The sequence below is a fragment of the Bacillus sp. FSL R12-0074 genome, assembly GCF_038005725.1.
In the GTDB taxonomy this organism is placed as follows: Bacteria; Bacillota; Bacilli; order Bacillales; family Bacillaceae_G; genus Bacillus_A; species Bacillus_A mycoides.
In genome coordinates, this window is sequence record NZ_JBBOTR010000001.1 from 2329994 (window position 1) to 2344667 (window position 14674).

The window sequence follows — 14674 nt, forward strand, 5'->3', positions numbered from 1 at the left end:
AATGATTCAGTACATGTTGGAAGATGGTGTACATTATATTATGAGTGCAGTGACATAACTAGGAGGTTTCCACTATGACAGCTTTATTTAAAGCTATGGAGTTCCAGCTGAAAACTGAACGACTTGATCTGAGTATGTGGGAGGAATCCGATTCAGTCTGGATGAGAAAATTAATTGGCGAACGTGGTGTGGATATGCCACCCCTTGACGCCGTTCGTAGCAAGCTTATCGAGATGCGTAAGAGAGCAGGCGAAAATGGCATTTCCCTTCTCACTATTCGCCGACGAGACGAAGGTGATTTCATCGGATACTGTGGCTTGATTATCGGTCGTTCCACACTGGAAGAGCCGGAGATCGCATACGAGTTGTTCCGCAGTGCTCATGGCAAAGGCTATGCGACTGAGGCAGCATCTGTTGTGCTGGACGCTGCGATTGCTACGGGGCGCCACAGACTTTGGTCGACTGTAGGCGCTTGGAATGTTGCGTCCTTCCGGGTGTTAGAAAAGATAGGATTTAAGAGGCATCACAGTACGTGGGACGAGCGCGGTGAGATTGTTTGGAACGTACGCGACCTTTAGAAATCCCGGACCTAACTCGAAACTATTGAAAAGGAGAAGAGGTCATTAGTTTGGGCAAGAATCCAGATAAAGATAAAATAACTGATTTATAATTCAAATAGTGACAAACTATAACTGAAGCATGTCCTCGAAAGCGGAGTGTTGCCTTCGCACCGAGGCTATGCCCTCCCCCAAAAACCAATCGAACGTTTCAAGTTATATATCTTTATTATACTGATTAAACTAAATATTTATTGTTTACTTATTTCATTCATTATGTAAATAAAAAAGGATAATTAGCCCTCATAATGGACTAACTATCCTATAGATTAATATATAAGCTATAGATTTATCATTTTTCAAACCGTATATGAACGAACTTCAACATCTTTATTAAATTTACAATTCGCATCATAATTCGTGTACTTCCATCCCAATCTTTATTTGTAGGTATATGTTTAAAGAAAGGGGAGCAGCTTAATATTTTTATGTTAGAAGACCACTTTTCTATTGTCTTTGGATTATTTACGTAAAAATACATCATAGCGCCGTTATTACCAGATTTTTTTACAGTAGCATTCGAAAGTGTCAGTGCGAACTTTGATTCGGCATCAAAATATAACTCTCCTCCAGGAAAACGTTTTGCCATAGCGACAAATATCTCCTTCAGTTCTTCTTCTTTAAAGTAATAAAACACACCTGCTGATATAAAAAGAATACCGTCTTTTGGATCATATTTTATATCGTTGAACCAAGAAGTGTCAAAAAATGATTTGGCAATGCTTATATTTCGTGGTGTATCTTCAATTAATGTTTTGCGGAAAGCGATCGCATCAGGCAAATCAAGGTTATACCACTGTATAGTACCGTTATCAATTCTTGAAAAAGTAGTGTCTAGTCCAGAACCGATATTTACTATAGTAGCATTCGGATGTTTTCTAATAAATTGTTTAATAGTATCGTCTATTTTTCTTGCACGGGTAATGTAAGTGATACATCCATATTCGCCAAATGTATCTGCTATTTTAGAGAAATCAAAGTCGCATTCTTTAATAATCCGAATAGCTTCCGTATCATCTAAAATATCCTTGTTTTTCTCACTACCATATGCTCGTCCCCATAGTGGAATAAGCATAGTACTTTGAACTGATTGTAAATCTATTTCTTTAACCATGAAACGTCCTCCATTTAATAATAAAAAAATATCATATATATATGATTAGTCGTTATTTAGCATTTTTGATAGCATTTTATTTGATTTATACAGTCCATAAGTTAAATCACGTTGATCTTCTTCACTGAGTTTTTCAAGATTACTAGTGAAATTATTATAAATTTGTTTCCATCTTTCATAATGTACTTTTTCAGCTTTATCTGTTAAGGAAATTAAAACAGCTCGTTTATCTACTGTATCTTGTTTTTTTACAATGTATCCGTTTTGCTCTAAATTACGAACGGTTACACTTAATTGTTGTTTAGGTATGTTTAAATAACTAGCAATCATTTTTAAATTTACAGCGACTTTTTGCTGGGCAATATACTCAACTATGTGTTGCTCTAAATGTGTAAATTCAGTGGATTTCTCTGATAATAATTTGAAAGTACCTGACATATTTAATAATAAATTCATGTATTCGTTTATTAATTCTTTATTAGTCATTATTTTTCGTGTCCTTTATCAATTTAGTAATTATTTTATTACTATTTTTACTTAAAATCAAATAATAACATTGATATTAGTAATTGTTTATTTACTAATATCAATGTTATTTAAATCGTGAGAGATGCAGTAGAGGAAAAGTTAAAGTTTTTTATGAGCGGTGAGTAGAAAGATTATAAAATATTACTTTATACATAAAAAACTAATGAAGCCAATGTCTTTTTCAGTCATTATACTATTAATAATTTTATGGTAAAATCTTTTACATAATGAAATAAAGGGGTAGTATTCTATGGGTTATTTCTCAAATAGTTTATTAGTTTTGTTTGTTCTTATCGTATGTAGCTGTATGATTTTTGGTTGATAATATAATGATGGATTGATATAAAAGAAGGTATCTCACAAAGATGAGATACCTTTTTTTTCTTATAATTGTAATTTAGATTCAGTATTTGGTGATGGTTGAAATGTATATATTTTATACTCACCATTAGTTGATATATTAAACAAATATTAAATAGAGAAATATATATGGTACCAATCTTATTAAGTTCCTTATGTTTTTAAAGAGAAGGAGTTTCATTTTTTTTTATTGAAGTATTGTTCTAGTCAGTTTAACAACGGTCAAAAATTTTATGGAATAAAAACAAAAAGGATGATAAGGAGTATTTACATGAAAACTATTTTAAATTACACGATTGAACCCCCTAAAGATTTCAATGAATTATTAACTATGTATGAATCTTTAGGATGGAATTCTCTTGAATTATCGGTTAACGAGTTAGAGCAAATGTGTAAGCAAAGTTGGTATGCAATATATGTTTTTGATGACCAAAAGTTAGTAGGGATGGGACGCGTTATATCAGATGGTGTAATTACTGGCATTATTTGCGGAGTGTGTGTATTACCGGAATATCAGTCCAAAGGCATTGGGAAGGAAATAGTGGAACGATTAATCCGGCACTGTGAACAAAAACGAGTTATTCCACAACTTATGTGTGTTGAAGATTTAAAATATTACTATGAATCAATTGGATTTGAGGAATTTTCGATTGGTATGACGAAACATATTAAACGATAGCGGGGCTTTGTAATTTAGAATTACTTGTTTATCAGGCCAATTTTTAGATTTCAAAAATTTCGTTATAAAGGAGAATAATGTTATGGAGATTGCTAAAGGGGTAGAGATGTTACATCTTGAATTTCAAGAGTATATTATTCACCCAATTCTTTTATGGGATGATGAAATGGCAGTTTTAATAGATACTGGATTTCCTGGACAAATTGAAGATATACGAATAGAGATGGGGAAGGTTGGAGTATCGTTTGATAAACTAAAAGCCGTGATTTTGACGCATCAAGATATAGATCATATAGGTAGTCTTCCTGAACTAATACAAAACTGTGGAAGTAATATAAAAGTCTATGCTCACGATCTAGATAAGCCGTATATCGAGGGGGAGTTACCTTTGTTGAAGGATGCACAAGTACAGAATCCTCCGAAAGGAAAAGTGGATGATACTTTGGTTGACGGCCAAGAACTTCCATATTTCGGTGGTATTCTTATTATTCATACCCCAGGGCACACTCCTGGTCATATTAGTTTATATTTGAGACAAAGTAAAACTCTTATCGCTGGGGATTCAATGTATAGCGTAAACGGAATTTTAGGGGGAATTCATGCCCCAACTACTTTGGATATAAAAGAAGCGCAAAATTCTTTAAAGAAGTATTTAAATCTAGAAATTGATTCTGTAGTTTGTTACCATGGTGGATTAAGTAAGGGGAATATAAATGCACAAATTCAAGAGCTATAGATAAGGATTTTTTGTTAATCAGTGCTAAAGTATAATTTAATTGCTAGTATATAAATAAAACCCTTAAATTAATAAAGAGCATGTTTGAAGGAATTTCAAATGTGCTCTTTATTAAATATAATCAATTTAATTTTGATGACTTAATCCATTCCAATAAAACGAAACGATTTCTTTTGCTAATTCATCTATATTTGCAAGAGTAGGATTGTGATTCTCATCTTTAAAATTCCCGATTGATAATAAAGCGACGAAAGCATGGGCAGCAAATTTAGGATTTCCTTTAGGAATTTCTCCAAGGAGAATTGCGTTATCTAGCGCTTTTTCCAACACTTCATACATGTTATCCTCGGCATTTTTTAATTCCTTTAATTGCTCTTCAGATAAAGAAAGTTTTGCATCTTTCATAAAATTATTCATATCAATATCCATCGTTGCGTGTAAGTATACTGTAGCAAAGTTCAATAATCTTTCTTCCAAAGTTTTATTCGTAGAGAGTATTTGATCCATATTTTCTCTTATGCGCACCATCATTTGAATCATAGTAGCGGTAAATAGATCAGCTTTTGTTGAATAGTAATAGTAGACAGTTGCTTTTGTAACTCCACATTCTTTCGCGACCTCATCCATTGAAACAACTTGATAATTTTGAGTGAGAAATAACCTAGTTGCAACTTCTAAAATGATTTCTTTTGTAGACTTTGTATTTTTATTTTGACGAGGCCTTCCGAGAGGACGTTGTTTTTGATCCAAATACATTCGCTCCTGACATTTATTATTGAGATAATTATAACATAATTTTTTAATCATTCTTGATTAATTAACCGACCAGTATATATAATTAATATTGGAGGGAAAAAGGAAGGTGGGGTTTTATGAAAAAGCACCCGTTACATATGTTAGGGAGGCTTGTAGCAGGGAAGAATACGCAATGGATAACTTTATCGGTATGGATTCTTATTACATTAGTACTTTCATTTACGTTACCACAAGTAAACAGTACGAAAGAACCGAATCCGAAAAATTTACCTGAAACAGCTATGTCACAGCAAGCTGAAGCACTTATGAAAAAAGAATTTCCTAATAATGCAGGAAACCCGTTGTTAGTTGTATGGCATCGGGATGGTGGATTAGAGTCAAAAGACTACAAATTAATACAGGACGTTTATAAAGAGTTAAAAACGGACCCTTTAAAAGAACAATCATTGTTACCACCATTTGATACAATTCCAGAGCAAGTATTATCAAAAAGTGCATCAAAAGATGGTACATCATTTGTCACACCAATATTTTTTAATAAATCTGCTGGAACGGATATATTAAAAGGTAATTTAGAAGAGTTACGAAAAATAGTGAATAGTAAAGTGGATGAAGATCCGTTCAAACAAAAAATTACCGACTCTGGTTTACATGTTCGATTATCTGGACCTGTAGGTATTCAAACGGATGCGGTAAGTTTATTTAGTCAAGCTGATGTGAAATTATTAGTTGCTACTGTACTACTAGTATTGGTTTTATTAATTTTACTGTACCGTTCACCAATTTTAGCAATTTTACCTTTACTCGTTGTTGGTTTTGCATACGGAATTATCAGTCCGACACTGGGCTTTTTAGCAGACAATGGATGGATTAAAGTAGATGCACAGGCTATATCGATTATGACTGTCTTACTGTTTGGAGCAGGAACGGACTATTGTTTATTTCTTATTTCAAGATATAAAGAGTACTTGCTAGAAGAAGAAAGTAAGTATAAAGCATTGCAACTTGCGATAAAAGCATCAGGTGGAGCAATTATAATGAGTGCACTTACTGTAGTATTAGGGTTAGGAACGTTATTACTTGCTCATTATGGAGCTTTTCATCGATTCGCAGTTCCATTTAGTGTGGCTGTTTTCATTATGGGAATTGCTGCTTTAACGATTCTTCCAGCATTATTATTAATTTTCGGTAGAGTTGCATTTTTCCCGTTCATACCGAAAACAGCTGAAATGAATGAAGAGTTTGCAAGAAAGAAAAAGAAAGTAGTAAAAGTAAAAAATACTAAAGGGTTCTTTAGTAAAAAACTTGGGGATATTGTTGTACGTAAACCGTGGACAATTATTATGCTAACCGTATTTTTATTAGGAGGCTTGGCTTCATTTGTACCGCGTATTCAATACACGTACGACTTATTAGAATCATTCCCGAAAGATATGCCATCACGCGAAGGATTTACATTAATTACGGATCATTTTTCAGCTGGAGAATTAGCGCCAGTAAAGATTGTAGTTGATTCAAAGGGGAAAGATTTACCTATTAAACAAGAAATAGAGAAATTATCTTTTGTTAATAAAGTGAAAGAGCCAATGAAGGGAAAAGAAAATAATCAATTGCAAATGTATGAAGTTTCTTTAGTGGAAAACCCATACTCAATTGAAGCATTAGATCAAATCCCTAAATTGAAAAATAGTGTAGAAAAGGTATTAAAAGATGAAGGAATTAGTCAATCTGAGAATCATTTATGGATTGGCGGAGAAACAGCTTCCTTATATGATACAAAGCAAATTACTGAACGGGATGAAGCGGTTATTATTCCGGTTATGATTAGTATCATCGCTTTACTTTTACTCGTGTATTTACGTTCAATCGTTGCGATGATTTACTTAATTGTAACTGTCGTTTTATCTTTCTTCTCTGCATTAGGAGCAGGCTGGATTTTACTGCATTTCGGTATGGGAGCTCCCGCGATACAAGGTGCGATACCGTTATATGCATTCGTATTTTTAGTTGCTTTAGGAGAGGATTATAATATCTTTATGGTTTCTGAAATATGGAAGAATAAAAAGAAACAAAATCATTTAGAATCAGTTAAAAATGGTGTTATACAAACAGGTAGTGTAATTACATCCGCAGGTTTAATTTTAGCAGGAACATTTGCAGTATTAGGTACATTGCCAATTCAAGTTTTAGTTCAATTCGGTATTGTGACAGCAATCGGTGTATTGCTAGATACATTTATTGTAAGACCACTGCTTGTACCTGCGATTACAGTCGTTTTAGGACGCTTCGCTTTTTGGCCAGGAAAGCTTTGGAAAGAAGAAAAGCAATTACAAAAAGAAGATACTTTATAAAAGAAGGTTGCCGATAAAGTCAGTAAAACTGATTTTTAGGCCACCTTCTTTTTTGTTGGTCTGATATAGAATGATCATTTTGAATATACAATGAAAAATATAGATGAAATGTAAAATGAAGTTTTAAGTGCATTAAAATTTTTCTTATCAGACATAATAATTCGTAAGAAATTCCAATTGAGTGAGGAATTTCTAAAATTATTTATCGTTATAGGATGATTAAAATGTGGGACATGATTGTTTTGTATGTACCTGAGTGGAAAGTTTTTATACAAGCCTTTATCGTACTATTCATTCCATATATAATTTCAAGATTTTTTAGTTGGATTCGCACATTAGAAAAAGAATAATATAACGAACTACATTCAAGTGAAAACAAATATTGATATGTAAAGAAGAATGGTATAAGAAGCTTTTTTGGAGAAAGAGTGATGAAGGTGAAAGCTCAAGATTCAATGGTTAATCAAAGAAAAGATCAAAGTAATACATATGAAGATGAGCCCACTAAAGTTCCTGAATCCTATTTTACAGGTAATTTCAATTTAGATTTAGAGGTTATAAAAAAAGAGGCTCTTGATAATTCGGACGTTTATTGTCGAGAGTTTAATATCGGCGGGACTAGCATCCGCGCAGTTCTTGTTTTTGTAGAAGGATTGTCAGATAAGGATCTTATTGATATGCACATTATGAAATCATTAATGTGTAAGTTTCCTGATGAGTATAAAGATGAATCGTCTAATATGAAAGATAGTGTTTCAAAAGAGTTTATTAAAAACCGAGTTCTTCCTATTAGTGGAGTGGAAGAAGTGCAATCTGTGCAAAAAATGATGTCAAAGGTGTTAATGGGTTCAACGGCGTTATTTATTGATGGACTATCAGATGTATTAATACTTAATACAAAAAAAGGGAAAACACGCAATGTTGAAGAGCCGATATCAGAGGGGACGGTCAGAGGTCCACGAGTAGGTTTCACAGAAGTTTTGTCGGATAATACTGCTTTGTTACGGTTACATGGTGAAAACGAAGGATTATCTTTAATAAAGTTTCATGTGGGAGAACGAGCAAAAAAAGAATTGGTCGTTGCCTTTATGAAAGAGATTGCTGATCCGGAATTAGTAGAAGAAGTTAAGAAGAGAATTCAGAAAATTAATATTGATAATGTGCCAGAGTCAGGTTATGTAGAACAACTTATTGAAGATAATTATCTAAGTCCTTTTCCGCAAGTACAGAGTACGGAACGCCCTGATAAAGTAATCGCTGCACTAATGGAGGGAAGGGTTGCAATTCTATTGGATGGAACACCTTTTGCGTTAATTGTTCCGGTTACATTTAGTATGATGATGCAATCACCTGAAGATTATTATGAGCGCTGGATACCAGGTACGCTGATTCGGTTATTACGCTTTGTAACAGCCTTTATTGCTCTTTTTGCTCCAGCTCTGTACATTTCATTTATATCGTTTCATCCCGGATTGATTCCGACTAAGTTAGCAATTTCAATTATAGGAGGACGAGAAGGCGTCCCGTTTCCTGCAATTATAGAGGCCTTGTTTATGGAAATTGCTATCGAAATTTTACGAGAAGCAGGGCTGCGATTACCTAAACCAATTGGTTCAGCAATGGGAATAGTAGGAGGGTTAATCATTGGACAAGCTTCTGTAGAAGCAGGAATTGTGAGTCCAATTATGGTAATCATTGTGGCGGCCACAGCTATTTCTTCTTTTGCACTTTCTCATTATAGTACAGCAATTCCATTACGTATTCTTCGCTTTGTAGCTATGTTTTTTGCTTCTGTATTTGGATTATATGGAGTTGTGCTATTTTTCCTCTTTATATGTAGCCATATTGCAAGGCTTAAAAGTTTTGGTGTCCCTTATGCTAGCCCAGCTGTCTTATATCAATTTACTGATTGGAAGGATTTTATGGTTCGTATGCCAATTCAGATGATGAAGCGGCGTCCGAAAATGTTGAAATTAAAAGACTATGTACGGAAAGGAAGTGAAGAGGAATGATTACGAACTCAAAGGATAAAATTCCTACTTCACAAGCAGCTGTTATTCTTATCAATTATATACTTGCAATCGGAATTCTCACTTTACCTAGAACCGCGGCTGAGAAAGTGAATACACCTGATGTTTGGATAACTGTTATTTTAGGTGGATTAATTGCGATGGTTGCGGGTGTAATTATCGTGAAGTTAAGTCAACAATTTCCTGAAAAAACATTTTATCAATATAGCCAAGAACTTGTAGGGAAATGGCTTGGAGTGTTAATTAGTTTATTGATTATCGGTTACTTTTTTACACTCGCTTCATTTGAACTAAGAACGTTGGAAGGTATAACAAGTTTCTTTCTACTAGAAGGTACGCCTGACTGGGCTATTATTATGCCATTCATGTGGATAAGTCTTTACTTAAATTTAGGCGGAATAAATGCGATAGCACGTTTATTTGAAATTATTTTTCCAATTACAGTTTTTATTTTTTTAGTGACATCTTTTATGAGCACTGGAATATTTGAACTCGATAATCTTCGTCCTGTATTAGGATTAGGTATTGTTCCTGTACTAAAAGGTCTAAAAACAACAACTATGGCATATTCGGGAGCGGAAATTATGTTGTTACTATTAGCATTTATGAAGAAGCCATCTCAAGCTGTAAGGGTTGTAATAATTGGCACTATGATTCCTTTATTTTTTTATGTCATTACAGTTGTAATGGTTATTGGTGCGTTTTCTATCGATGGGGTATTGATGAGAACATGGCCTACAATTGATCTTATGAGAAGCTTTGAAATTCAAGGTTTAATTTTTGAACGGTTCGAATCTTTGCTATTAGTGATATGGCTAATGCAAATTTTTGCAACATATACGATTTGTTATTATGCAGCTGCTTTAGGATTAGCGCAGCTTTTTAATAAAAATATTCATTCCTTCTTGTATGGATTACTCCCAGTAATATATATCGTTGCCGCAATTCCGAAAAACATAAATGAGTTATTTGAATTTGGAAATATGATTAGTAACGCAGCAATAATTTTATTTGGTATTCTTCCGTTTCTTCTCCTTATGATTTCGAAGGGGAGGAAAAAAAGGCATGAACCAAAATGTTAAAGGTAGAAAAAATATAATTAGAATAATGTCAATCGTTTTTCTCTTATTACTTACAGGATGCTGGAGTAGTCATGAAATTGAGGAGTTAGGTTTCGCCGTAGGTATAGCAATAGATAAAGAAAAAGAAACAAAGATTGAGAAAGAAATTGAAGAAAAGGGCGGTGGATATAAAAAGAAGAATTTAATAACAACCACCTACCAATTTGTTAAAGCACAATCATCATCAGATGGAGGGAAAGGTGGAGTATCACAACAAAAAGGTTATATGAATGTTGCAGAAACAGGAGATTCTCTTCATCAATCAATACGTGAAGTTGCATTAAGAAGGCAAAGGCCTATTATTTTTCATCATACGAAAGTAATAGTTGTTAGTGAAAATATTGCTCGAACATATAATTTAACGCAGTTATTAGATATCTATGTTCGGGATAATGAGATGAGACCTAGTTGCTTTATTATGGTTAGTAAAGGGCTAGCTAGTGATGCGTTAAAATCAAAAGAACCTGGGGAAATTCCAGCATTTCGCTTGGTTGAAATCGAGGATAATCAATATAGATCCTCACGAATTTTACCGTCGATGCCACTTGCTAAACTACCAGGAAAGGTGAAATCTGGGGCGAGTTTTCTTTTACCGAATGTGATTTCCATAAACGGAGAAGTGAAATATGTAGGTGCCGCTGTAATTAAGGGGCGTACAAAAAAACTTCGTGGATTTTTGAATGAAAATGAATTAGAAGGCTTAATGTGGATCACTGCAAAAGGGAAAAGTGGCTTAGTGAAAAGTTATGATAAAAAGACGAAAAAATTAGTTATGTATGAAGTGAAATCTATGAAAAGTAAAATTACGCCCCATGTTAAAGGGGATAAAATCTCTTTCGATGTCAATGTGCAGTCTGTGGGACGGCTATCCGAAAACTGGTCTGAATCAGAGGAAGCTTTTAAAAATACATTTCTCAAAAGGACGGAGCAATCTGCCCAACAAGAAGTGAAGCGATTAGTGAAACATACATTACAAAAAATTCAAAAGGAATATAAAACTGATGTTGCTGGCTTTAATACTAGTTTGAAAATCGAGTATCCAAAAGTATGGAAGAAAGTTGAAAAGGATTGGGATAAAGTGTTTAGTAAGGCGCCAATTAAATATAATGTTAAGCTAACCATTGAAGACTATGGTACGGAAGGCGCATAACGAAGAAATAATTTAAAATATACAAAAGCTCTGAAGCATGAATTTTTTATAAAAATGCTCCAGAGCTTTTTATTGTGCAGGTTTATTGTAATTAGCAAATGAATGAGAAGATAAATATTCCGTTTTAATATTCTTTATTTTATAATTATTTATAAATGCTAGTAAATATAATCGCTAAAAATAGGAGTAATGAATGGGAAATTAGATTGGGTAAATCTATTGGAACCATTTCATCCAAGTAAAGATGATGTTCCTTATGTAATAATGGGAAAAGTATTAAAAACAAAAGTGAATTAATAACTTTGTTGTACATATAAGTTATTGGTTTTTAACATTTAAGGGGAAAACAAAATGACGATAATATCTATTGAAAAAGCTACAATTTTAGATGCTGAAAAGTTGACAGAAATAATGAAAAGAACATTCGATGAAGAAGCAAAACAATGGTTGTGTGATCAAGATGGTGTAATTGATTATAATATTCAACCACCAGGATATTTATCAGTTGAAATGATGAAATATTCGATTGAAGAACTGGAATCTTTCAAAGTGATAATGAATAAAGAAATTATCGGGGGAATTATAGTTACGATTTCTGGTAAGTCTTACGTTAGAATTGATCGTATATTTGTAGATCCTAAACATCAAGGAATAGGAATTGGAGCACAGGTTATTGATTTTATAGAAGAAGAGTTTCCAAGCGTAAGAATTTGGGATCTTGAGACGTCTAGTAGACAGATTAATAATCATCATTTTTATAAAAAAATGGGCTATGAAACAATTTTTGAAACGGAAGATGAGTATTGTTATGTGAAAAAAATAAAGATAGCCTTAAGCGAAGAAAACTTAGTTAAAAATAAAGATATGAAAAATGGTCAATACGAAAACTGTAATTTGGCAAATACAGAGTATTATCAAGTAAATTTAAAAAATAGTTCATATGTTAGCAGTAATGTAAGTCAATGAACCTTTAGAAATATTAATTTTAGAAATTCCTCATATGCAGATTTAAATATTTCTGGCAGTAAATTTAATTTTGTGACTTTAGGTGGAGTTCAATTTAGAGATACAAGCCTTGGAGAGGATAAAGATCCTATTTCATTTGATAGATGTGATTTGGAAAGTACTACAATACGTAGTAGTAATCTGAAAAATATTAAAATAGAAAATTGTGATATTACTGGTATGAAAATAAATGGTATTTCAGTAGAAGAACTGCTTGAGTCGTATAATAGGGTAAAAAATTAAATAAAAAATCACTTAGCATATTCTAAGTGATTTTTTCATTTTGAACGAGAGGAATATAAGAGATGATGTTCAAAAAGCGAATATTATATCGAAATAATTATATAAAAATAACACAAAGAAATAAGGGTTGGCAGGATTTTAATATGGGATATTAGAATATGAATATTTGAATGGAGGGGAAAAAGATGGAGATTAACGTTAGAGCAGTAGAAACACAAGATGCTAGAGCAATTCATCGTATATGCATTCAAGATGATGTTTTACCATATATGGTTTTCCTACCTAGTATGCGTGTAGATGCAATGGAGAATAGAATTCGAAATTTAGCACAGAATCAATTTGAATTTGTAGCAGAATATGATGGAGAAGTTGTTGGATTTGTCGGTTTAACCCAAAGTCCAGGGCGAAGATCTCACTCGGGTGATTTATTCATCGGAGTAGATAGTGAGTATCACAATAAAGGAATTGGAAAAGCACTTCTTACAAAAATGCTTGATTTAGCTGATAATTGGCTAATGTTAGAACGAGTGGAACTTGGTGTATTAGAAACGAATCCTAGAGCCAAAGTATTATATGAAAAATTTGGATTTATCGAAGAGGGTGTAAAGGTTGGGAATTTGAAGGCTCATGGGAATTTTGTTAACGAAATCATGATGAGTCGTTTTAGACCAAATGGTTTGATTGTACATAATAAATAGGGGTGTAAATTGAACAGAAATATCGATTTGTTTTGAAAAAAGTATGGCAAAAGGACGCCATGCTTTTTTCAGTTTATTAAAAATAAAGAGCAATTTTTATTTAAAGGATGTTTTAAAGGATGAAGCATTAGGAATCATCTCAATCCGGAAAGCATATGACTTAATAGAATCTATTTCTATGTGCAAGGGGAATGCATATGTGGAAAGTTCAAAAACCTTGAAAAAACGATTGCATAAGTATATTTAAATTTTATTTATTTTCATACATAGTATAATTGAGCATTCGAGGAACAAGGAGTGATTGTAATGTCGACAGACCAACCTATTCCTGGACATTTTATTATGGACCCACAGCGAGCTATGCTGTTGCCACCGGAATTGAAAGCAGCTCCATCTGAATCATTAACAGAACAATTATTTATTGAACGATCTATAACTGAAAATAGATTTTGGTTACGTATTATGAAAGAGCATGCTTTGTTTCTTGGTGAGGGGTTTAATCGTAACGATAAAAATTTAATTCAGCAAGTAGAACAGTTTTATAATCAGTTTGATAGGCAGCTGCAAAAAGCATTTACTATTCCACAAACTGTTCAAGCGGTAAGGCAATTAAATGAAGAGAGCATTCAGTTAGTGTATGCTTTTCGTAATTATAAAAGAAACTTACTAATTTTAATCATCAATTGTAAAGTGAAAGGGTTTAATTTTCCACTTTTAGTGGATCACGTTGCACGAGAAGCGGAATATTTTATGCGGACACTTCAAAAGTTTAATGAAGGCAAGATGGATCCTATTCAAGATGCGATTATTAGCGAGAATGTTTTCTGGTTACGAATTATGATGGAACACTCACGTTTTATTGCTTCATTACTGGATCAATCGGAGAGAAATCTTGTTCATACAGCGTTGAAATTTGGAGATGATTTTGAAATTCTTCTTAATCAAGCTAGAGATGTTGAATCGATGTTATATCAAAAAGAACCGACATATCCGATTATAGGAAAAATGAATAAAGATAGTGAAAATGCTACTGTTGAGTTAAGGAATTTCAAAAAAGCAGGATTAGAGTTAATTCAAACATGCCAAATTCGAAATGTCATAAATCCATTGCTTGCTGATCATGTTACAAGAGAGGCAGAGCATTTCCTCTTTATGATTCATGTATTGGAGCAAAGGCTAAAGCAAAAGCAAGTGGAACAATCTCCGCAATAATAAATAAACAAGAAAAGCATGGCAAACTAATGTCATGCTTTTCTTGTTTATCCCGCTATTTGTGGGCAGTAAAA

General features: G+C 33.2%; 12 protein-coding genes and 2 pseudogenes. 11 read left to right on the top strand and 3 right to left on the bottom strand.

Going from position 1 to position 14674, the window contains the following annotated elements; genetic code table 11:
• Positions 1 to 74 precede the first annotated feature (74 nt).
• On the top strand, positions 75 to 578 hold the full coding sequence (locus NSS97_RS12195; RefSeq protein WP_107887506.1) for a GNAT family N-acetyltransferase: 504 nt from the start codon (positions 75 to 77) through the stop codon (positions 576 to 578).
• 331 nt (positions 579 to 909) lie between these two features.
• Here the strand turns inward: NSS97_RS12195 and NSS97_RS12200 are convergent, their stop codons facing one another.
• Both NSS97_RS12200 and NSS97_RS12205 read right to left on the bottom strand, forming a co-directional pair.
• Positions 910 to 1731, bottom strand: coding sequence for a class I SAM-dependent methyltransferase (locus NSS97_RS12200; RefSeq protein ID WP_044439690.1), 822 nt, complete (start codon positions 1729 to 1731; stop codon positions 910 to 912).
• Positions 1732 to 1776: 45 nt separating this feature from the next.
• Positions 1777 to 2217 (bottom strand): MarR family winged helix-turn-helix transcriptional regulator, encoded by a 441-nt coding sequence (locus tag NSS97_RS12205; RefSeq protein ID WP_107887507.1) that lies wholly within the window; start codon positions 2215 to 2217, stop codon positions 1777 to 1779.
• Positions 2218 to 2890: 673 nt separating this feature from the next.
• Between NSS97_RS12205 and NSS97_RS12210 the strand changes: the two genes are divergently transcribed.
• Together NSS97_RS12210 and NSS97_RS12215 are read left to right on the top strand one after the other, a co-directional pair.
• A complete protein-coding gene (locus NSS97_RS12210; RefSeq protein WP_002085668.1) occupies positions 2891 to 3298 on the top strand; it encodes a GNAT family N-acetyltransferase in 408 nt (135 codons plus the stop codon).
• A gap of 82 nt (positions 3299 to 3380) precedes the next feature.
• Complete coding sequence (locus NSS97_RS12215; protein ID WP_107887508.1) at positions 3381 to 4034, top strand: MBL fold metallo-hydrolase; 654 nt, start codon at positions 3381 to 3383, stop codon at positions 4032 to 4034.
• A gap of 126 nt (positions 4035 to 4160) precedes the next feature.
• Here NSS97_RS12215 and NSS97_RS12220 read toward each other — a convergent pair whose 3' ends face one another.
• Complete coding sequence (locus NSS97_RS12220) at positions 4161 to 4784, bottom strand: TetR/AcrR family transcriptional regulator (RefSeq protein WP_002085667.1); 624 nt, start codon at positions 4782 to 4784, stop codon at positions 4161 to 4163.
• 122 nt (positions 4785 to 4906) lie between these two features.
• On the opposite strand from NSS97_RS12220, the gene NSS97_RS12225 reads away from it, so the two are divergent.
• The 8 genes and pseudogenes from NSS97_RS12225 to NSS97_RS12260 all read left to right on the top strand — a co-directional run bounded on the left by NSS97_RS12225 (position 4907) and on the right by NSS97_RS12260 (position 14600).
• Positions 4907 to 7141 carry an MMPL family transporter gene (locus tag NSS97_RS12225; protein ID WP_107887509.1) on the top strand — a complete coding sequence of 745 codons (2235 nt, stop codon included), beginning with the start codon at positions 4907 to 4909 and terminating at the stop codon, positions 7139 to 7141.
• Positions 7142 to 7572: 431 nt separating this feature from the next.
• Positions 7573 to 9153, top strand: a complete 1581-nt coding sequence (locus NSS97_RS12230) for a spore germination protein (RefSeq protein ID WP_107887510.1) — start codon at positions 7573 to 7575, stop codon at positions 9151 to 9153.
• The gene (locus tag NSS97_RS12235; RefSeq protein ID WP_044439671.1) at positions 9150 to 10253 is read left to right on the top strand and encodes a spore germination protein; all 1104 of its coding nucleotides are present in this window, start codon (positions 9150 to 9152) and stop codon (positions 10251 to 10253) included. Before NSS97_RS12230 ends, NSS97_RS12235 begins: the two co-directional genes overlap by 4 nt.
• Positions 10237 to 11442 (top strand): Ger(x)C family spore germination protein, encoded by a 1206-nt coding sequence (locus NSS97_RS12240; protein ID WP_107887511.1) that lies wholly within the window; start codon positions 10237 to 10239, stop codon positions 11440 to 11442. The genes NSS97_RS12235 and NSS97_RS12240 overlap by 17 nt, the downstream gene beginning before the upstream one ends.
• 198 nt (positions 11443 to 11640) lie before the next feature.
• Positions 11641 to 11739 (top strand): annotated as a pseudogene (locus NSS97_RS12245) (GNAT family N-acetyltransferase); the annotation flags it as partial.
• Positions 11740 to 11793: 54 nt separating this feature from the next.
• A pseudogene (locus tag NSS97_RS12250) lies at positions 11794 to 12690 on the top strand (GNAT family N-acetyltransferase).
• Positions 12691 to 12875: 185 nt separating this feature from the next.
• Positions 12876 to 13388, top strand: coding sequence for a GNAT family N-acetyltransferase (locus NSS97_RS12255; protein ID WP_060751767.1), 513 nt, complete (start codon positions 12876 to 12878; stop codon positions 13386 to 13388).
• A 306-nt stretch (positions 13389 to 13694) separates the two neighbouring features.
• A complete protein-coding gene (locus NSS97_RS12260) occupies positions 13695 to 14600 on the top strand; it encodes a DUF2935 domain-containing protein (RefSeq protein ID WP_002165842.1) in 906 nt (301 codons plus the stop codon).
• The last annotated feature ends 74 nt before the right edge of the window (positions 14601 to 14674 follow it).

Coding starts and splice junctions, on each gene's coding strand:
- NSS97_RS12210 (WP_002085668.1), top strand. CDS start 2,891: ATGAAAACTATTTTAAATTACACGATTGAACCCCCTAAAGATTTCAAT.
- NSS97_RS12230 (WP_107887510.1), top strand. CDS start 7,573: ATGAAGGTGAAAGCTCAAGATTCAATGGTTAATCAAAGAAAAGATCAA.
- NSS97_RS12240 (WP_107887511.1), top strand. CDS start 10,237: ATGAACCAAAATGTTAAAGGTAGAAAAAATATAATTAGAATAATGTCA.
- NSS97_RS12215 (WP_107887508.1), top strand. CDS start 3,381: ATGGAGATTGCTAAAGGGGTAGAGATGTTACATCTTGAATTTCAAGAG.
- NSS97_RS12225 (WP_107887509.1), top strand. CDS start 4,907: ATGAAAAAGCACCCGTTACATATGTTAGGGAGGCTTGTAGCAGGGAAG.
- NSS97_RS12195 (WP_107887506.1), top strand. CDS start 75: ATGACAGCTTTATTTAAAGCTATGGAGTTCCAGCTGAAAACTGAACGA.
- NSS97_RS12205 (WP_107887507.1), bottom strand. CDS start 2,217: ATGACTAATAAAGAATTAATAAACGAATACATGAATTTATTATTAAAT.
- NSS97_RS12255 (WP_060751767.1), top strand. CDS start 12,876: ATGGAGATTAACGTTAGAGCAGTAGAAACACAAGATGCTAGAGCAATT.
- NSS97_RS12200 (WP_044439690.1), bottom strand. CDS start 1,731: ATGGTTAAAGAAATAGATTTACAATCAGTTCAAAGTACTATGCTTATT.
- NSS97_RS12235 (WP_044439671.1), top strand. CDS start 9,150: ATGATTACGAACTCAAAGGATAAAATTCCTACTTCACAAGCAGCTGTT.
- NSS97_RS12260 (WP_002165842.1), top strand. CDS start 13,695: ATGTCGACAGACCAACCTATTCCTGGACATTTTATTATGGACCCACAG.